Source organism: Arthrobacter sp. GW460-12-1-14-TSB2, assembly GCF_059423525.1.
In genome coordinates this window covers 20,956-39,228 of sequence record NZ_JBWKYC010000017.1, presented here as the reverse complement: position 1 = coordinate 39,228, position 18,273 = coordinate 20,956, and the positions used below count along the sequence as shown (strand labels likewise).

Annotated in this window: 17 protein-coding genes, 1 tRNA gene and 1 pseudogene; 8 read left to right on the top strand and 11 right to left on the bottom strand. The window is 65.5% G+C overall.

Annotated features, from left to right (window positions below; translation table 11 throughout):
• Positions 1-76: 76 nt before the first annotated feature.
• Entirely contained in the window at positions 77-808 is a 732-nt protein-coding gene (locus AC07YR_RS17990; protein ID WP_494734731.1) for a hypothetical protein, read from the bottom strand.
• Positions 805-1,551 carry a hypothetical protein gene (locus tag AC07YR_RS17985; RefSeq protein WP_436056746.1) on the bottom strand — a complete coding sequence of 249 codons (747 nt, stop codon included), beginning with the start codon at positions 1,549-1,551 and terminating at the stop codon, positions 805-807. Before AC07YR_RS17985 ends, AC07YR_RS17990 begins: the two co-directional genes overlap by 4 nt.
• A 182-nt stretch (positions 1,552-1,733) precedes the next feature.
• Here AC07YR_RS17985 and AC07YR_RS17980 point away from each other — a divergent pair, with 182 nt between their 5' ends.
• Together AC07YR_RS17980 and AC07YR_RS17975 are read left to right on the top strand one after the other, a co-directional pair.
• The gene (locus tag AC07YR_RS17980) at positions 1,734-3,443 is read left to right on the top strand and encodes an ABC-F family ATP-binding cassette domain-containing protein (RefSeq protein ID WP_436056747.1); all 1,710 of its coding nucleotides are present in this window, start codon (positions 1,734-1,736) and stop codon (positions 3,441-3,443) included.
• Positions 3,440-5,353 (top strand): ABC transporter ATP-binding protein, encoded by a 1,914-nt coding sequence (locus AC07YR_RS17975; RefSeq protein WP_436056748.1) that lies wholly within the window; start codon positions 3,440-3,442, stop codon positions 5,351-5,353. The genes AC07YR_RS17980 and AC07YR_RS17975 overlap by 4 nt, the downstream gene beginning before the upstream one ends.
• A gap of 9 nt (positions 5,354-5,362) precedes the next feature.
• Here AC07YR_RS17975 and AC07YR_RS17970 read toward each other — a convergent pair whose 3' ends face one another.
• From AC07YR_RS17970 to AC07YR_RS17960, 3 genes are all read right to left on the bottom strand, one after another.
• The gene (locus AC07YR_RS17970; protein WP_494734730.1) at positions 5,363-5,767 is read right to left on the bottom strand and encodes an NUDIX hydrolase; all 405 of its coding nucleotides are present in this window, start codon (positions 5,765-5,767) and stop codon (positions 5,363-5,365) included.
• 2 nt (positions 5,768-5,769) lie between these two features.
• Positions 5,770-6,240, bottom strand: coding sequence for a DUF6314 family protein (locus tag AC07YR_RS17965; protein ID WP_494734729.1), 471 nt, complete (start codon positions 6,238-6,240; stop codon positions 5,770-5,772).
• 1 nt (position 6,241) lies between these two features.
• Positions 6,242-6,314: transfer RNA gene (locus AC07YR_RS17960), tRNA-Arg, on the bottom strand.
• Between the two features lie 85 nt (positions 6,315-6,399).
• Here AC07YR_RS17960 and AC07YR_RS17955 point away from each other — a divergent pair.
• Entirely contained in the window at positions 6,400-7,200 is an 801-nt protein-coding gene (locus AC07YR_RS17955; protein WP_494734728.1) for a DUF998 domain-containing protein, read from the top strand.
• Here AC07YR_RS17955 and AC07YR_RS17950 read toward each other — a convergent pair.
• Positions 7,175-7,795 carry a hypothetical protein gene (locus AC07YR_RS17950; protein ID WP_494734727.1) on the bottom strand — a complete coding sequence of 207 codons (621 nt, stop codon included), beginning with the start codon at positions 7,793-7,795 and terminating at the stop codon, positions 7,175-7,177. The genes AC07YR_RS17955 and AC07YR_RS17950 overlap by 26 nt on opposite strands.
• 85 nt (positions 7,796-7,880) lie before the next feature.
• Here AC07YR_RS17950 and AC07YR_RS17945 point away from each other — a divergent pair, with 85 nt between their 5' ends.
• Entirely contained in the window at positions 7,881-8,729 is an 849-nt protein-coding gene (locus AC07YR_RS17945; protein ID WP_055797656.1) for an inositol monophosphatase family protein, read from the top strand.
• 56 nt (positions 8,730-8,785) lie between these two features.
• Positions 8,786-11,278 carry a DNA helicase PcrA gene (pcrA, locus tag AC07YR_RS17940; RefSeq protein WP_436056753.1) on the top strand — a complete coding sequence of 831 codons (2,493 nt, stop codon included), beginning with the start codon at positions 8,786-8,788 and terminating at the stop codon, positions 11,276-11,278.
• Positions 11,279-11,332: 54 nt separating this feature from the next.
• Here the strand turns inward: pcrA and AC07YR_RS17935 are convergent, their stop codons facing one another.
• A complete protein-coding gene (locus AC07YR_RS17935; RefSeq protein ID WP_436056754.1) occupies positions 11,333-11,935 on the bottom strand; it encodes an NUDIX hydrolase in 603 nt (200 codons plus the stop codon).
• Entirely contained in the window at positions 11,932-13,449 is a 1,518-nt protein-coding gene (locus AC07YR_RS17930) for a hypothetical protein (protein ID WP_494734726.1), read from the bottom strand. Before AC07YR_RS17930 ends, AC07YR_RS17935 begins: the two co-directional genes overlap by 4 nt.
• A 184-nt stretch (positions 13,450-13,633) precedes the next feature.
• Here AC07YR_RS17930 and AC07YR_RS17925 point away from each other — a divergent pair, with 184 nt between their 5' ends.
• The 3 genes from AC07YR_RS17925 to sucD all read left to right on the top strand — a co-directional run bounded on the left by AC07YR_RS17925 (position 13,634) and on the right by sucD (position 16,649).
• Positions 13,634-14,341 carry a hypothetical protein gene (locus tag AC07YR_RS17925; protein ID WP_436059255.1) on the top strand — a complete coding sequence of 236 codons (708 nt, stop codon included), beginning with the start codon at positions 13,634-13,636 and terminating at the stop codon, positions 14,339-14,341.
• A gap of 224 nt (positions 14,342-14,565) precedes the next feature.
• Positions 14,566-15,735, top strand: coding sequence for an ADP-forming succinate--CoA ligase subunit beta (sucC, locus tag AC07YR_RS17920; RefSeq protein ID WP_011690680.1), 1,170 nt, complete (start codon positions 14,566-14,568; stop codon positions 15,733-15,735).
• 11 nt (positions 15,736-15,746) lie between these two features.
• Positions 15,747-16,649, top strand: a complete 903-nt coding sequence (sucD, locus tag AC07YR_RS17915) for a succinate--CoA ligase subunit alpha (protein ID WP_494734725.1) — start codon at positions 15,747-15,749, stop codon at positions 16,647-16,649.
• Between the two features lie 173 nt (positions 16,650-16,822).
• Here sucD and AC07YR_RS17910 read toward each other — a convergent pair whose 3' ends face one another.
• The 3 genes and pseudogenes from AC07YR_RS17910 to AC07YR_RS17900 all read right to left on the bottom strand — a co-directional run bounded on the left by AC07YR_RS17910 (position 16,823) and on the right by AC07YR_RS17900 (position 18,224).
• Entirely contained in the window at positions 16,823-17,296 is a 474-nt protein-coding gene (locus tag AC07YR_RS17910) for an SRPBCC family protein (RefSeq protein ID WP_436056756.1), read from the bottom strand.
• Between the two features lie 95 nt (positions 17,297-17,391).
• Positions 17,392-17,865, bottom strand: a pseudogene (locus tag AC07YR_RS17905) (SRPBCC family protein); the annotation flags it as partial.
• A complete protein-coding gene (locus tag AC07YR_RS17900) occupies positions 17,865-18,224 on the bottom strand; it encodes an ArsR/SmtB family transcription factor (RefSeq protein ID WP_436056757.1) in 360 nt (119 codons plus the stop codon). The gene AC07YR_RS17900 and the pseudogene AC07YR_RS17905, both read right to left, overlap by 1 nt.
• Positions 18,225-18,273: the final 49 nt, after the last annotated feature.

Below are 18,273 nucleotides of genomic sequence, written 5' to 3'. Positions count from 1 at the left end.
CACGACCCCGGCCCGCACCCACTTTCACACTTTCATGATTCTCTCACGTTCTAATGATTTTGTGAAAGCACTAAGTCTACTTTGCAGTAGATGACTTGCGCGCTTCTGCTTGAGTCCGTACCCGGCAGATCCAAATCGCTATCAGCCCCATGATGAAAGCGATCGCGCCTGTGTAGTTCACCACCGCTTCCAAATGCCCCAACCCGACAGGGAGGAGCGGGTAGAAAGTGCCAAGAACCAACGCTGCGAAGCCGAGCGTCAGCAGCCCTGCGCCTATGCGGACGCCCCCGGGCAGCCTTGACGATATTGCAGCGTAAGTGGCAGGCAGCAAGCACGCTGCAATATAGGCAGGGTACAGTCGGCCCGCACCAGCGTAGAGCCTGATCAATTGTGCGTTCTGGGGGCTTCTCGACGGCAGCGTGGTGAGCCCTGTGACACTGCCGGCCGTGTCAGCCAGAAGGAAGAGAACAATGGTAGCCGCGGCAATCACCGCAAGGATACTTAGTCCGACAGGGCCCAGAATTAGACGGATACTCGCCGGGGCACCGAACGCCTTGGCGATGCGGTACCCGACCAGGAGGATGACTCCGAAGATGACGAACCGGAGAATGAGGTTGGCAAAGTTGGTGCCGCCGAGCAGCCGGTCGATGGCGATGTACGGGCCATCAATGCTCAGGAGGATCGCCAGGGTGGCCAATACGAAAATATAGAAGAGCGACCTGTTCTCACCCCTGACGGCACTTGGAATTCGGGCCACCGCGGCGGCACAGCAAATTGCCAGCGTGGACCATTGCAGGATCTCGATCATCCGAGGTTCTCCCAGATCGTCTTGGTTTGTTCGTGGTCTTGTTCCTGGCGCTTGAGGGTCTTCCCCAGCGACTGCAGCCGGTCACCTGCCAGGGCGGCGAGCTCGCCATCGGACAAAGCGTCCAGAGCAGCCTGCCGCGCGCCACGCGGCCACCCGGCCTCCGCCTCGGTAATCATGCCGCTGGCTACCAGGCCGCCGGTCAGGCCGGTGCCGGCCGCCTTGGCCGTGGCGATGGCCAGTTCGGGCGTCAGCCGGTTGGCGGTCAGCTGCGCGGAGTAGTTTTGCGGGGCGATTCCCGTGGCCGCCGACACCCGGTGCCGCAGCTCGCCGTCGTCGATTGCGTCCACCCAGTTCTTCACCGATGTCGCATGTGGAACGGGAGTCAGCGGCGGAGCCGGCTGTGGCTGGTCCGCGTCGCCCGCACGCGACGCCTCGGCGGAGCGGGCAATGACTGCCTTCAGCAAATCCATGGTGGCGATCTGGCTGACCAGCTCCGCAGCGGTGGGAAGCAGCGGGCTTCCACCGAGCTCACCGTAGTTTTCAAAGGTGGCCAGTGCCGCCACGGGGTTGATGTTGAAGGCCCGGCTGATGCTGACAACCGTGCTTTCCGCCACCTTTCCGCGGACCAGCTGCTGCGCCAACGTGGTCCGCTTGACCCCGGAAATCCTGCAGATATCGGCAGTGCTCGCCTGGGGTGCAATTCCGTGAAGCCAGCGTTGGAACGCCTTGGCGGGGAGTGGCATGGATGGCTTCCTGCGGGGTGGGGCGGGCTGGATTCGTCGGTCGATTTTACGGCGGGGGGTATATGAACTATGCTAGATGGTCGAACCCGTTGGTCCGTACACCCCCCAAGTCCGGACCAGCGGGTTCCTCCATGCCCGGCGGGATTTCAGGCCGTTTTGGGCCGCAGTGAGAGGATGGACTAATGACTGCAACCCTAGTTGCCAAAGACCTTTCGGGCGGTCACGACCACCGCACACTCTTCTCAAAACTTTCCCTCACAGTGGCGCCCGGCGACGTCGTGGGCGTCGTTGGAGCGAACGGTGCCGGCAAATCCACCCTGCTGCGGCTGCTGGCCGGTGTGGACCAGCCCCTCGCGGGCTCGGTGAGCCTGGCCCCGGCCGATGCCTTCGTGGGCTGGCTGCCGCAGGAGCACGAGCGCGTGGACGGGGAAACCGTGGCGGACTACGTTGCACGCCGAACCGGCTGCGCCCAGGCAACGGCGGACATGGAATCCACCGCCGAGGCCCTGGGGTCCGGCGCCCCCGGCGCCGATGACGCCTACTCCCTGGCATTCGACCGCTGGATGGCCTCCGGCGCGGCCGACCTTGACGAACGGATTGCGCCGGTCCTGGCCGACCTTGGCCTGGACGTGGGGTCGGAAGCCCTGATGACCGGACTTTCCGGCGGACAGGCCGCACGGGTGGCGCTGGCCGCCCTGCTGTTGAGCCGCTTCGACGTGGTCCTGCTCGATGAGCCCACCAACGACCTGGACCTCAATGGGCTGGCCAAGCTGGAAGCATTCGTGCAGGGCCTCCGCGGCGGTGTGGTCCTGGTGTCCCACGACCGTGAATTCCTGGCACGGTGTGTCACCACCATCGTCGAACTGGACCTGGCCCAGAACTCCGTGGCGGTCTACGACGGCGGCTACGAGGCGTTCCTGGAGGAACGCGCCGTCGCGAGGCGCCATGCCCGCGAGCGCTACGAAGAGTTCGCTTCCACGAAGGCGGATCTCGTCTCCCGCGCCAGGACCCAGCGCGAGTGGAGCTCCCAAGGCGTGCGCAACGCCATGAAGAAAAGCCCTGACAATGACAAGATCCGCCGTGCGGCCTCCACCGAATCATCGGAGAAGCAGGCCCAAAAGGTGCGCCAGATGGAGTCCCGTATTGCCCGGCTCGATGAGGTGGAGGAACCCCGCAAGGAGTGGCAGCTGCAGTTCAGCATTGGCCAGGCGCCGCGGTCCAGCGCGGTAGTGGCCACCTTGAGGGACGCCGTCGTACACCAGGGCGACTTCACCCTGGGACCGGTGAACCTGCAGCTCAACGCCGGCGAACGCATCGGCATCACGGGCCCCAACGGGGCCGGCAAGTCGACGCTTCTCCGGCTCCTGCTTGGAATCCGGGAGCCCGATTCCGGCAATGCCGCCATGGGCGCCTCGGTGGCCATTGGCGAGATCGACCAGGCCCGCGGCCTGCTGGCCGGGCACCTCAACCTGGGTAACGCCGTCGAAGCTGTCCTGGCGGACCTGACCCCGGCCGAAGTCCGCACTCTGCTCGCCAAATTCGGCCTCAAAGCGGATCACACCTCGCGCCCGGTCGACTCGCTTTCCCCGGGCGAGCGGACCCGCGCGGCGCTGGCGCTCCTGCAGGCGCGCGGCGTGAACCTGCTGGTCCTGGACGAGCCCACCAACCACCTGGACCTGCCCGCGATCGAACAGCTCGAAGAAGCGTTGGAAAGTTACGACGGCGCCCTGCTCCTGGTGACCCATGACCGGCGGCTGCTGGAAAACGTGCGCCTGGACGTCCGCTGGAACGTCGAGGACGGTGTGGTGACCGAACAGCTTGCCGGCGCGGGATCGCCGCACCGCGACGCAGGCCGCGCCAATGAACGTGCCACGAAAGGCCAGTCACGATGAGCATGGACCGGGTAGCGTGGAGCTCCCTTTACAACATCACACGCGCCTCGAGCGGATCGAAGCCGTTCTCGAAGGCAACGCTGAAACGGGTGTTCGGCTTCGCCCGTCCGCACAAGGGCAAGCTGATCGCCTTCGTGCTACTGTCCATCGCCATGGCAGTCCTTGCCGTGGCCACCCCCGTCCTTGCCGGGCAGGTGGTGGATGCCATCATCGCCGGCGCGGGTGCCGACGTCGTGATCCGGCTGGCCGTGCTCATCGCACTGGTGGCGGTGGCCGAGGCCGGCCTGGGGCTGGTCACCCGCTGGCTGTCCTCCACCATCGGTGAGGGTGTGATCGTGGACCTGCGCACCAAGGTGTTCGACCACGTGCAGAAAATGCCAATCGCCTTCTTCACCCGCACCAGGACCGGCGCCCTGGTTAGCCGCCTCAACAACGACGTGATTGGCGCGCAGTCCGCCTTCGCCGGAACCCTGTCCGGCGTCGTGAGCAACGTGGTGGCCCTCGCCCTGACCCTCGTGGTGATGCTGGGCAAGTCCTGGCTCGTGACCGTGCTCGCCATGATCCTGCTGCCGATCTTCCTCATCCCCGCCCGCCGGATGGGCTCCAAGCTGGCCGACCTGCGCCGGGAAGCCGCGGAGCACAACGCCTCCATGGGCACCCAGATGACGGAACGCTTCTCCGCCCCCGGCGCCACCCTGGTGAAGCTCTTCGGCCGCCCGGATGAGGAGTCCCGGGAATTCGCCGCCCGCGCGGGACGCGTCCGGGATATCGGCGTACGGACGGCGATGCTGCAGTTCACGTTCGTGACCGCCCTGACGCTCGTCTCGGCGCTGGCTCTTGCCCTGGTCTACGGGCTGGGCGGCTTCCTGGCGCTGCAGGGGCAGCTGGCCGCGGGCGACGTCGTGGTGCTGGCACTGCTTCTCACCCGCCTTTATGCGCCGCTCACCGCCCTCTCCAACGCCCGGGTCGAGATCATGAGCGCCCTGGTCAGTTTTGAACGGGTCTTCGAGATCCTGGACCTCAAGCCGCTCATCCAGCAGAAGCCCGATGCGGTGTCATCGCCCGCCGGGCCGCTGTCCGTGGAGTTCGACGACGTCCGCTTCTCCTACCCCTCCGCAGACAAGGTCTCGCTCGCCTCGCTGGAGGACGTGTCCACGCTCGACACCCGCGGCGGCGAAGAGGTGCTGCATGGCATCAGCTTCCGGGTGGAACCCGGCCAGACGGTCGCCCTCGTGGGCTCCTCGGGCGCCGGAAAGTCCACCATCGCCCAGCTGCTCTCGCGCCTGTACGACGTCGATTCCGGCGCCGTCCGCTTCGGCGGAACCACGCCGGGGACCGGGGTGGACGTCCGCGATCTCACCTTCGATTCGATGCGGCACACGCTCGGCATGGTGACGCAGGACGGGCACCTGTTCCACGAGAGCATCGCGTCCAACCTGCGCCTTGCACGGCCGGAGGCCAGCGACGAGCTCATGTGGGACGTGCTGCGCCAGGCCCGGCTCGAGGACATGATCCGGTCGCTCCCGGACGGCCTGGACACGGTGGTGGGGGAGCGCGGCTACCGGCTCTCCGGTGGCGAACGCCAGCGCCTCACCATAGCCCGCCTGCTCATTGCCCAGCCGCGCGTCGTGATCCTGGACGAGGCCACTGCGGCCCTGGATTCCACCAACGAAGCCGCGGTCCAGGAGGCCCTGGGCGCCGCCCTCGAGGGCCGCACCGCCGTCGTCATCGCGCACCGGTTGTCCACCATCCGCGCGGCCGACATGATCCTGGTGGTGGAGGACGGCACCATCGTGGAGCGCGGTACCCACAGCGAACTGCTCGCGGCGGAAGGCCGGTACGCGGAGCTGTACCGCACGCAGTTTGCCGAAGCGAGCGCCGTGGTGGAAGAGGCTGTGCCGGAGTTCTAGCGCTGGAAACTACCTGCGGCCGGCGGCGAGGGCAGGCAGGATGTGGTCCGTCAACAGGGGTGCAAGGTCGGCCGGCAGCTCGCCGGCCAGGTCCAGCCAGCGGATTTCGGCTATCTCCGCGGACGGGTGGGCGTGCCAGGTTCCGGGGGCGGTGAAAACCGTGGCCTCGATGTCCGTGGCGGCCTCGTTGGCGGCATCGGCCAGCCACACTCCCATGAGCTGGAGATCTTCCGGCGCCACCACGATGCCCACTTCTTCCAGCAGTTCACGGGAGGCGGCCTGGGCTGCCGTTTCGCCGGGTTCGGGCTTGCCGCCCGGGTGCATGAACTTGTCCGTGCCGCGCTTGCGGACGGTCAGCAGGCGGCCGGCGCGGTCGTAGACGCAAACGGCGGACACAACAATGCGGTCTTTCACGGCTACGACCCTAGCCCATCCGTGCCCGGCCCGAGCCGCCGCAGGACCGATTCCAGGAGCAGGTCCTTCCGCGGCCCCTGGACATCCCAGGAATAGCTGAATTCGTCGGGTCCGCGGAGGGCGTACGTCACGCGGTAGGTGTCCGGATCACACCAATGGTTGTCCTGGCTGGCCGCTTCCTGGAAGCTCATGCGGTGGAACGGCCGTCCGTCGGGGAACGTCATGTCCATCGCGTCGGGGGAATCCGCAGGCTGCAGGATGTAGTTCCGGCTTGCCGGACCCGTGAACGCACCGCCGTCCGGAGTAGGCCAGCGAACGGTGCCTTCTTCGTGGAAGTCAAGGCCGCCGTCGTCGTCGGTGGGGGAAAACCGGGCGACGCCGGTGAAGGTACCGCGGGTACCGGAACTGCGGTCCCACAGGGTGCGCTCCACGGACCAGCTGCCCAGCAGGTACGCGCGCAGGTGGAAGTTCAAGTGCCCTCGATTGGAATCGAACCAACGACACCGGCTTTAGGAGAGCCGTGCTCTATCCACTGAGCTACGAGGGCGGGCGTCCGAAGCGGTTGGCACAGGCCGTCCTGTTCGGGCACGGATACAAGCATACAAGGTGCGGGCCCGTACTACGCTCTTGGCATGACTGCAGCAACACCAGCAACGTCCTACCGGGCCGGGTTCCTCCCGGACATCGCCTCCGCCCGGGAGTATTTCGGGGCGTGGGCCAAGCTGAGCGTGCTGCAATACTTCGTGGCGGAGTCGGCCGTGATCGCGGCGTGGGCCGGGCCGGAACCCTACGACCGGCGGATCGGCTACATCAGTGACCTTGGGGCCACGCATTGCGGGATCTACGAAGACCGGGACGTCTGCTCGCCCTTGCACGCGCTGATGAATGCCTCGTTCGTGGTGCAGGGGCTGGGCATGCTGGCGGGAGCACTGCTCCTCAGTTCCGCGCTCCTGTGCGTGGCGGCCCGTCCCGGTGTCCGGCTCGCTTTCGGCCCGGGCCACCGCGTTCCCTGGCTCACCGCCCTCGCTGCCAAGGTCCTGACCTTCACCGCCGGAGCCGGGACAATCATCGTGGGCCTGGTGCCCGAGGACGCAGGCTGGTTTGCCGTGCATCTGACCGGTGCCCTGATGTATTTCATCGGAGGCGCGCTGGCACTGCTGCTGTTGGGGGTGCTGTGGCTGAGGCAGTCTCCCCTGGGCTGGTTAATCCTCGCCTGCGGGGCTGTTTCCTTCGGCGCGCTGGTGATCGGCGGCGCCACCGGGATGGCCGTGCCCGAGCCGGGCACGCTGGAGCGCTTCATGGGCTACCCGGTGACGATCGGCCTGGCCACGGCGGGGCTGGTGATAGCCCAGCGGGTGCGGCAGGAACTGAGGGCGCGGAAAGCTGCGCGTGCCGCGGCCGCGGGACCTACTTCCGCGGCTTCCGGCCGATAAACACCGCGGCCCCGCCGGCCAGCAGGCTCAGCACGAGCAGTACCCAGCCGGAAAGGGTGAGCACTGACGCGAGCGCTACCTGTCCGGCGTCGAGCGTTGACGCGGACATCATCGAATCAATGGCAGCGTTTCCCCACAACCGGACGGCCGCGAACAGCAGGGGGAGCGCCCAGAGCGCCCAGCGAAGGGGTTTGCGCGCCACGTTGGTCCCGATCAGCAGCAGCCAGGTGAACGCGAAGATCAGCGGAAACAGCGTGCCCGCCGTCTTGTGGAGGTAGTTGAGCTGGCCGCGGGCGTCCTCGTTCATGGCCGCCCTCAGCTGGTCCACGAAGCCCTGGTCAAAGCCGCCGATCAGGGAATCGGGCATGGGCAGGCCGCCGGAGAGCTGGGTGAGCTGGTTCAGGGTCAGCAAGTGCAGGTACCAGAACAGGAAGAGGCTGGCCACCACGCCCGCGATGAGGATCAGGCTGCTGTTGCTCTGCGCCTTCTCCGGGGTCCGCCGGGTGGTCGGGTTGATCACCGGCGGCAGATGATGCTGGGGAACGGACGCCTTGGCGCCGTGTTTCTTGATCCGCTGTGCTGGTGTCTTGGCCATGCGTTCATTATCGCCGGTTCTGTTCCTGTTGCTGTTCCTCCCCAGTTCCTGTCCCTTGCGGGTGGCCCCGGATAGGCTGGGACGCGTGACGGAACTAGGAAGACACAAACTTGGCAGGCACAGCGCGGCTGAACTGAACGCGGGCCTGGACGACTACCAGCTGGCCGAAGCCCTGGTCAGGGAAGCCGGGATGCTGGCCCTCATGATGCGCCAGGGCGGCCTGGAAGGGCAGCAAAAAACGTCGGTTTCCGATGTTGTCACCGCCGCCGACCACGCCGCCGAAGCCTACGTCCTCGAACAGCTGCGCCGCTGCCGGCCGGACGACGGCATCCTGGGGGAGGAAGGTGCCTCCGTCAAGGGCAGCAGCGGACGGACCTGGGTGATCGACCCCGTGGACGGCACCTACAACTTCCTGCACGGCTCCACGTACTGGTGCTCCGCGCTCGCCCTCAAGGACCCCGCCGGCACGGTGCTTGGTGCCATTTTCCAGCCCGAAGAGGACAAGCTGTGGCTGGGCGGAACCACCCGGCCCGCGACCCTGAACGGTGAACGGCTCACGTCCTTCCAGGAAGACGGCGGGGCCAGGACCCAGAGGCCGCTGGCCGAGCAGGGTGCCGCAACCTACATCCACCCGTCCTGGCTCGCGGACCCGCTGTGCGCCATGCCCTGGCACGCCGCGGCCACCGCCGCAGCGGCGCTGCGGATGTTCGGCTCGGGGTCGTGCGACCTGGGCCGGGTGGCCGACGGCGAACTGGACTGCTGGTTCCAGCACAGCTGCCCCGAATGGGACTGGCTCCCCGGCCAGGCAATCGTGATCGCCGCCGGCGGCGCCGCCGAGACAGTCCGTGTGAACGGGCTGGAATGGTTCATGGCAGGCGGAACGACGGCGGTCCGGCAGCTCCGTTCCGCCCTCGAGGCCGGCTCGGTGGAGTGAGCACGCCGGCCGGCCCGGAAGATAGTGTCGGCCCCACCGCCTAGACTTATAGCACCATGGATATGTTGTTTGACCCCTACGCTGACGGACCGTTCAAGGCTGCCCCGCGAGCGGCAGCGCTCACCAAGTCGCGCCCCGGGGGCGGGGAAGAGCCGGCACTCTATGGGAACGGCGGGCAGGAATCCGACCGGGAACGGGCGCACCCGCGCCTGCCCGGGGCGGATGAACTCCTGCAGGGCCTCAACCCCCAGCAGGAGGAAGCGGTCAAGCATTCCGGCACCGCACTGCTCATCGTGGCCGGAGCCGGATCCGGCAAGACCCGGGTTCTCAGCAACCGGATCGCGTACCTCATCGCCACCCGGCAGGCGCATCACGGTGAGATCCTGGCCATCACCTTCACCAACAAGGCGGCCGCGGAAATGCGGGAGCGAATCCAGGCGCTGGTCGGCGGCAAGGCCAAGATCATGTGGATTTCCACCTTCCACTCGTCCTGCGTGCGCATCCTCCGGCAGGAGGCCGCGAACGTCGGGCTGAAGTCCAACTTCTCCATCTATGACTCCGCGGACTCCCTCCGCCTTGTTACGCAGGTGTCCAAGAGCCTGGACCTCGATCCCAAGAAATTCGCGCCCAAGGCCATCCAGCACAAGATCTCGGCGCTCAAGAACGAACTCATCGACGCCGACTCGTACGCCTTGTCTGCGAACCACAACGATCCCTTCGAATCAGCCGTGGCCGACGTCTTCAAGGGCTACACCCAGCGGTTGCGCCAGGCCAACGCCATGGACTTTGACGACCTCATTGCCGAGACCGTCTACATGTTCCGCGCCTTCCCGGCGCTCGCCGAGTCCTACCGGCGGCGCTTCCGTCACGTCCTGGTGGACGAATACCAGGACACCAACCACGCCCAGTACGCGCTGGTCCGCGAAATTGTGGGCGAGGGACCCGGGGCGTCCGAGCTGACCGTGGTGGGCGACTCGGATCAGTCCATCTACGCCTTCCGCGGCGCCGATATCCGCAACATTGTGGAGTTCGAAAAGGACTACCCTAACGCCCGCACCATCAAGCTGGAACAGAACTACCGCTCCACCCAGAACATCCTGTCCGCCGCCAACTCGGTGATTTCCCGCAACCCCAACCGGCCGGAGAAGCGGCTCTGGACCGCCGAGGGCGAAGGCCACAAGATCATCGGCTACGTGGGCGAAAACGAACACGACGAAGCCCAGTTCATCGCCAAGGAAATCGACCGGCTGCAGGACGAGGACAACCTCCGTCCCGGCGACGTCGCCATCTTCTACCGCACCAACGCCCAGTCGCGCTCGATTGAAGATGTGCTGGTGCGCGTCGGGCTGCCGTACAAGGTGGTGGGCGGCACGCGCTTCTACGAGCGCAAGGAAATCAAGGACGCCCTCGCGTACCTGCGCGTCCTGGTCAACCCCGACGACGACGTCAACCTCCGGCGGGTGCTCAACGAGCCCAAGCGCGGCATCGGCGACCGTGCCGAGGGTGCGGTGGCGGCCCTTGCCGAACGCGAACGCACGTCGTTCATGGCCGCCGCCCGCCGCGCCGACCACGCGCCCGGGATGGCAACGCGCTCGGTCAACGCCGTGCTGGGCTTCGTGAAACTGCTGGACGACCTCGCGGAGGTGGCCACCGGCTCCGGCGCGGCGGCAGCCCTGGAAGCCGTCCTGGAGCAGACCGGCTACCTTGCCGGCCTGCGGTCCAGCACGGATCCCCAGGACGAGTCCCGCGTGGAGAACCTCGCCGAACTCGTCGCCGTCGTGCGCGAATACGAACAGGAAAACCCCGAAGGATCCCTGGGCGCCTTCCTGGAGCAGGTCTCGCTCGTTGCGGACGCGGACCAGATCCCGGACGCCCCCGGCGCGGATATTGATGCCGCCGTCGCGGAAGCCAAACGGCTGGGCGTTGTCACGCTCATGACCCTCCACACGGCGAAGGGACTTGAGTTCCCGGTGGTGTTCCTGACCGGCATGGAGCACGGCCTCTTCCCGCACCAGCGGTCCGCCACGGATCCCAAGGAACTCGCGGAAGAGCGCCGGCTTGCCTACGTGGGCCTGACCCGTGCGCGGAAGCGACTGTACGTCACCCGCTCGGAGGTCCGCAGCATGTGGGGCCAGAGCCAGTACAACCCGGCCAGCCAGTTCATCGAGGAGATCCCGGCAGAACTGGTGGAATGGCGGCGCGAAGGCACCAGCCGCCAGGTCGGCGGCTGGGGGAGCGGCGCAGCCATCGGGTCCAGCCGGTACAGCGGCTCGTTCTGGGGCGCCGGCACAGCCCGAGGTAACGCTGCGAGCCCTTCCGCCGGCTTCAACGCCGACGTGCCCGCCGCCGTCGCGAAGAACCGAGTGCAGCCGCAAAAGGAAGTGGTGGCCGTTAGCGTGGGGGACAAGGTCAACCACACAAGTTTCGGCAACGGCACGGTCCTGGCCGTTGAAGGCGCCGGCGACAAGACGGTCGCGAAGGTGAAGTTCAGCGTTGGCGAAAAGCGGCTATTGCTAAGGTACGCGCCGCTGACCAAACTGGACGCCTAGCGGCGCAACGCAGGCAACGCTCCTGGCGCCGGAAATCACCTACCCCACGGAAAGTCAATGAAGGCTGGTGTGAGGCTGCTGCGACTCTGGCTCCGGCGGCATGGAGTTTTCGTGTGTCCGGGGTGACTCGAGCAGGCGGGAAAGCGCGTACGCCGCGATTGTGAAGCTGTCCTCGACCTCGCCGCTACGTATCATGTCTTCAAGTTGTGCTGTCTCGACCCACTGGACCCGTTCTACTTCCACCGAGTCGTCCGGGCCACGGCCCATATCGGCGACCCTCGCCGACATCACGGCCACTCGAGCGCTCTGGAGACCGGAATCCGGTGTGATGAATCCAAGGATCTTGAAGTCGGCCACATCGATGCCGAGTTCTTCCCTGAGTTCGTTCTCCGCCGTTTCACCTAAATCTGTGCCGTGTGAAAGGCCGCGCGGCAGTTCCCAAACCAGCTTGCCCAAGGCGTACCGAAAAGTACGGACTAGTCCGATCTTGGTCCCGTGCATGGGCAACAACACGACGGCGTTTCCTGGAAGAGCGGCTTCCAGCCGGAGATAGCGACCAGGTGCACCGTTCGGAAACCGGACGTCATCGTCATACAACCTCACGAATCCGTTCTCATAAACTAGCCGCTCGGTCACCTTCGTAATTTCGTGGCTCATCGCTCAGACCTAGGCGTTCCGACCATGTCACCGAGCGCTGCCCGGGCCTTCTTGTATTTTCCGTGCTGAGAAAAACCCTCCTGAATTCGCGGAGCGGCCGCAGCGAATGCGGCCGCGGCAACCGGGAGCCACATGTTGAAAGTCCCTGTCAGAACCTGCGCAGCTTCCGACACGGCTGCCGCTCCCACGCTTTGAACGGCCAGCCGAATGGTACCGCCGCTGGTTTTGTCCAGGACGCACTTCCCGGAGAGGGCACGCGCGACTAAGTCGACATGGCTGTCTACGGCATCATCGATGGCTGCCTGGTCTCCCTTATGCCGAGCCGCGTCTATCAGCTCGATGCCGGATTTCCACCGTTGATCCTCACGAATCTCGAGGACTGCCCGGAACGCCTCGGTGGCCCTATTTCCTTCGAAGAGCTCCATGACCGAAGCCCGCGGGCCTTCCTCCGCACCGCTGATACGAACCTGGGTGGGGCTCAATGTGTTGCCGCCTTGGCGCTGAGCTCCCCCGCGGCGGTCCCGGGTGGCGTAGCCGTAGGCCTCAAGGGCCAGCTGTTGAGCCGTAAATTCGCTGCTCACATCTCTTGGGTCGCCCATGGCAGTTGAATAGGACGCCGAGGCTATGCCGATGGAGTTGACGATCACCCTGTTGTACATAGTATTTATGACCTCACGAACAAGGGTGAGAGACTCCAGGCCGACTATGTCCTCCGCCGTGTTGCCCCCTTCATCCCATGGCCAAGAGCCATAGAGCCTACTCCGATGAGCAAATGCCTCCTTGCCCGTAGCCAGCTTGTCGAGTTGGCGCAGTGCCGGGATGAGAGTCTTAGCAGTCGGGTTGGAGGTGTATGCGTCGCCCTCCGGTCGTCGGAATAAATCCGAACCCGGATCGAGGATCGGCGCGAGCATCTCCGGAATGCTGACGTAAGGAGCCGGCAGCGCCCGGATGACCTTCTCCAGCCTGTCAGGGCCATTTCTGCGGACGGAGCCGAACCAATCCCACACGCCTTCGAAGAGACTGGCTCGCTCAGATCCGATGAGATTCATGAAACCGCTGACCGAACCGGAACGGATTTCTTGTGCTATTGAGTGGAGCCGCATGTCGCCGCTGAGATCGGCGTACATGGAGCTTTCAAATGGCATTGCCTGAGCGGAAACGGGTCGATCGGTGTCGGTGGCCGGCGCCATACTGCTCAAAATCTTGGCCACAGATTCGGTGAAGGAGTCGGCATTGAAGAGATGAATCATCACCGGAGCGGGCCCCCTGCCGCTAAATCCGGGCCGGGACCCGGCCACCTGATCATGTGCCCGCTTAAAATCTAGGAGCACTTGCTGGAACGCATAGGAATCCAGTGCGGCCGACTGGTGAACGACGATGCTGCGGCCAAACGCAAGGCTCATCAAGGTCTCGACGAACACGTGCGAGTACGTTTCGGCAACAATCTCGTCCGGCGACTCCCAGGTTGCCCTGATGGGGTCCATAGATTCCAAGAAATGAAAATGCTGGTTCAAGATATCGCTCGTTTCTGTTCTGCGCCGGTTCTGCCGCGTCGAACTTGCCCGTTCGAGCCGAATCTACACCGCCCGCACGCTACAAAGTGCCTGGTCCGTAGCGCCGTGCCTTTGTCGCGCGGGGATGAACCAGCAGTTTCTGGCCGGGGTCCGCTGCCGCCGGCTCCTAGCCGGTGACGGCATAATGGAGCCCATGCGACGGACTGTACCGGGGATCCTGGCCGCCCTCATCCTGCTGGCCTGCACTTCGTGCACCATCACCCGGGAGGACCCGGACTACGTCCCGCCGCCGCCGCTTCCCGCGCTGGAACAGCTCAAGCAGGCCCCGGTGGCGGACGCCGCCCCGTTCTCCGCGGGCGAAGGTGTGCTGAGTTTCGTCACTGCCGATCACAGCGCCGTCTGCTCGCTGACTTCGCAACGCGGCGAGCACATCAACCTGCCGTACGAGCAGAACGCCTATGGCGACGCCGCCAACAACAAGCTGGCAATCGTCCCGGTGGCCCACTGTGAACTCGCCGCGTACCCCAAACCCGAGGCCGCCGACGTGACGGACGACTGTGCCGGCACCGGCCTGGGCTACCTCGGCGGCGCCGCGCTGCTCACCCCGGACAAAGCGACCTACGGGGAATGCCGCTCCGGCGTGACCCGGATGGAGGCGGAATTCGGGCCCAAGGGCACCAAAGCCGGCCCCATCTCCCAGCTGCCCGTCCTGGCGGACGGACAGAACCTTGAGCGGAACGGCCTGCGCTGCTCGGCCTACAACGACGGCGTGGCCTGCGGAAACGTGTCTGCGGGCGTTGCTTTCTTCATTTCGCGGGACCATTACGAACTAGTTTCCGGAGAGGGTGCGGACCCCACCGTAACGCCGTCAGGGGCGCCAAAATCCCCGTAATCTAGGGGTTTTTCTACGCTCCATAGAATAGTGTCCTTACTCACATAACGGGTACTCTGGAACGGGCCGGTCCGAAGAAAGGACTAGAGTTCCGAGAGGAGCATTGCGCCGTGTGGCTCGTTTCCTAACCTGTCGCAGGGTGCGTTTATTCCGCAGCCCGGTAACCACGATTACGTGGGGTCCGGCTGTACAGAAACTACTTCGACGTAGAAGGACACTAAACCGTGGACCTGTTTGAATATCAGGCGCGCGATATGTTCGAGGCGCACGGTGTACCCGTGCTTGCTGGCATCGTGGCGCACACCCCTGAAGAAGCAAAGGCAGCTGCCGAGAAGATCGGCGGCGTAACTGTCGTCAAGGCACAGGTTAAGGTCGGTGGCCGCGGCAAGGCCGGCGGCGTTAAGGTCGCAAAGACCGCCGATGAGGCGCTGGAGCACTCCACCAACATCCTGGGCATGGACATCAAGGGCCACACGGTCAACAAGGTCATGATTGCCCAGGGCGCGGACATCGCCGAAGAATACTACTTCTCCGTCCTTCTGGACCGGGCCAACCGCAACTACCTGGCCATGTGCTCGGTTGAAGGCGGCATGGAAATCGAACAGCTCGCCGTCGAACGCCCCGACGCCCTGGCCAAGGTCGCCATCGATCCCGCAGTGGGCATCGACCAGGCCAAGGCCGACGAAATCGTTGCCGCTGCCGGCTTCGCTGAGGAACTGCGCGGCAAAGTCGCCGACGTCATCCTGAAGCTCTGGGACGTTTTCAAGAAGGAAGACGCCACCCTGGTGGAGGTCAACCCGCTGGTCAAGACCGGCGCCGGCGACATCGTTGCCCTTGACGGCAAGGTGACCCTGGACGAGAACGCCGATTTCCGGCACGCCAAGCACGCACTCCTGGAAGACAAGGACGCTGCTGACCCGCTCGAGGCCAAGGCCAAGGCGCAGGACCTGAACTACGTCAAGCTGGACGGCGAAGTCGGCATCATCGGCAACGGCGCCGGTCTGGTCATGTCCACCCTGGACGTCGTTGCCTACGCCGGTGAAAACCACGGCAACGTCAAGCCGGCCAACTTCCTGGACATCGGCGGCGGAGCCTCCGCCGAGGTCATGGCAGCCGGCCTGGACGTCATCCTGGGCGACGAGCAGGTCAAGTCCGTGTTCGTGAACGTCTTCGGCGGAATCACCGCCTGTGACGCCGTGGCCAAGGGCATCGTCGGAGCACTGGCCGAGCTGGGCCACTCCGCGAACAAGCCGCTGGTCGTCCGCCTCGACGGAAACAACGTCGAGGAAGGCCGCCGCATCCTGGCCGAGGCCAACCACCCGCTGGTTACCCTGGCCGCCACCATGGACGAGGGCGCCGACAAGGCCGCCGAGCTCGCCAACGCAGCTAAGTAAAGGGACGCACCATGTCTATCTATCTGAACAAGGACTCCAAGGTCATCGTCCAGGGCATCACCGGCGGCGAAGGCTCCAAGCACACCGCCCTGATGCTCAAGGCCGGCACCAACGTTGTTGGCGGCGTCAACGCCCGCAAGGCCGGCACCACGGTCCTGCATGGCGATAACGAAATCACCGTTTTCGGCACCGTCAAGGAAGCCATGGCCGAGACCGGCGCCGACGTCTCCATCGTCTTCGTCCCCCCGGCATTCACCAAGGACGCCGTCGTTGAAGCCATCGAGGCCGGCATCGGCCTGGTTGTTGTCATCACCGAAGGCGTGCCGGTCCAGGACTCCGCCGAGTTCTGGGCACTGGCTCAGTCCACGGTTGATGCCAACGGCAAGCAGGTCACCCGCATCATCGGACCGAACTGCCCCGGCATCATCACCCCGGGCGAGGCCCTCGTGGGCATTACCCCGGCAAACATCACGGGCAAGGGCCCCATCGGCCTGGTCTCCAAGTCCGGTACCTTGACCTACCAGATGATGTACGAACTGCGCGACCTGGGCTTCTCCACCGCCATCGGCATCGGCGGCGACCCCGTCATCGGCACCACGCACATCGATGCACTGGAAGCCTTCGAAGCCGACCCCGAGACCAAGGCGATCGTCATGATCGGCGAGATCGGCGGCGACGCCGAAGAGCGTGCAGCTGACTACATCAAGGCTCACGTCACCAAGCCCGTTGTTGGCTACGTGGCAGGCTTCACCGCTCCGGAAGGCAAGACCATGGGCCACGCAGGCGCCATCGTCTCCGGTTCGGCTGGCACCGCACAGGCCAAGAAGGAAGCCCTCGAGGCTGCCGGCGTCAAGGTCGGCAAGACGCCGTCCGAGACCGCCAAGCTCCTGCGCGAGGTCTTCGCGACCCTCTAGGTCACGCCCCTCCACGCAGAAACGTTCTAGAGTACGACGGCGTCCGGCCGCCTTCCCCAGGAAGGCAACCGGACGCCGTCGTGCTTTAACCGGCAGTTCCAGCGCCCACATCCGGGGCAGCGCGAACGGACAGTTGGGCCCCCCGAACGGACGGCCCCAAGTGTCCGTTCGCGCTATTTGCCGAGCAGTTCGTCCAGTTGGTCGTAGCCGGCGGCGATGCCGGACTCCATGCCGTCGGTGAGGAACTTCTCCCGGGCCTCGACGCTGGGGTAGACGGACCGGCCGGTGAGCCTGGAGCGTCCCCCCGGCAGGTCCTGGAATGTTGAGAATTCCAGCGTGACGGTGTCCGGGTAGCCTTCGTACTCGAAGGTCTGCAGCACGAAGGCGTTCTCGCGGACCGTGTGGAAGACGCCCCGGAAGGCGTGCTGGCGGCCGTCCCGCCCCTCCTGCACGAAGCGGTACGTTCCGCCCGGCCGGCAGTCGAAAACGTCGATCCTCGTGCTCAGTTCCCGCGGTCCGATCCATTGCCGGAAGGCCTCCGCATCGGAGTGGGCGCGGAAGACGGCTGCCGCCGGGTAATCAAACTCCCGCTCGGAGTCCACAAACGGCACATTCTCCGGGGCCACGAGCTTCAGTGCGTTGCTCATGCCGTCACCTTTCCGGCCTCCGTCTGGCCCGTGGCGGAGGTGCCCAGGGTGGAGGTGCCCATGGTGGCGGTGCCTGCGTCGGCGCCGCCCGCGTCGGCGCCGCTGAGGAGCTCGTCGAGCCGCTCGTAGCCCTCCGTCATGCCGCCCTCCATGCCGGACTGCGCCATACCGTCGCGGGCCTCCTGGCTGGGGTAGACGGAGTGGCCTGTCAGACGGCACCGGCCGCCGCCCAGGTCCTCGAAGGTGAGGTACTCGATGCTGACCACGTCCGGGTAACCGTCGAACTCGAAGGTTTGGACGGCGAACTCGTTCTCGCGGACAGTGTGGAAGATGCCGTTGAAGCCGTAGCTTTGACCGTCGGGGGCGGTGTGCGTGTAGCGGTAGCTTCCGCCTGTCCGGAAATCGTAGTGGTCGATGTCCATCCGGAGGCCGCGGGGGCCAAGCCACTGCGCGATCAGCTCGGGCTCCTTGTGGGCACGGAAGACGTCAGCCACCGGGAAATCGAACTCCCGCTCGTACTCGATGAAGGGCTGCCCCTCCGGAACAGTGAGTTTCAGGGAATTGCTCATCACGAATCCTTTGCCTGAGTGCCGCGTGGGGCGGCATTTGCTTGAAGCACGGCGTCAAGGCTGCGGAACTGCCCCTCGCGGACCAGCCGGTACTGGTCGATCCATGCGGTGAGCGCCTCCAGCCGTGCGGGGTTCAGGTGGACGGGCCGGCGCTGGGCCTCACGCGTGCGCGTGACCAGCTGTGCCTGCTCGAGGACCTGGATGTGCTTCGAGACCGCCTGCTTGGTGATCGCGAAGGGTTCCGCCAGTTCGTTTACGGTGGCCGGGCCCCGGCTGAGCCGGGAGATGATGCGGCGTCGGACCGGGTCGGCAAGGGCCAGGAAGGCTGCATCGAGCAGTTCGTCGTCGCCGGTGTCCATGGCCTGCCAATCACCCCGCCCCGTTGCCCGGTGTCAAAACAGCGAATAC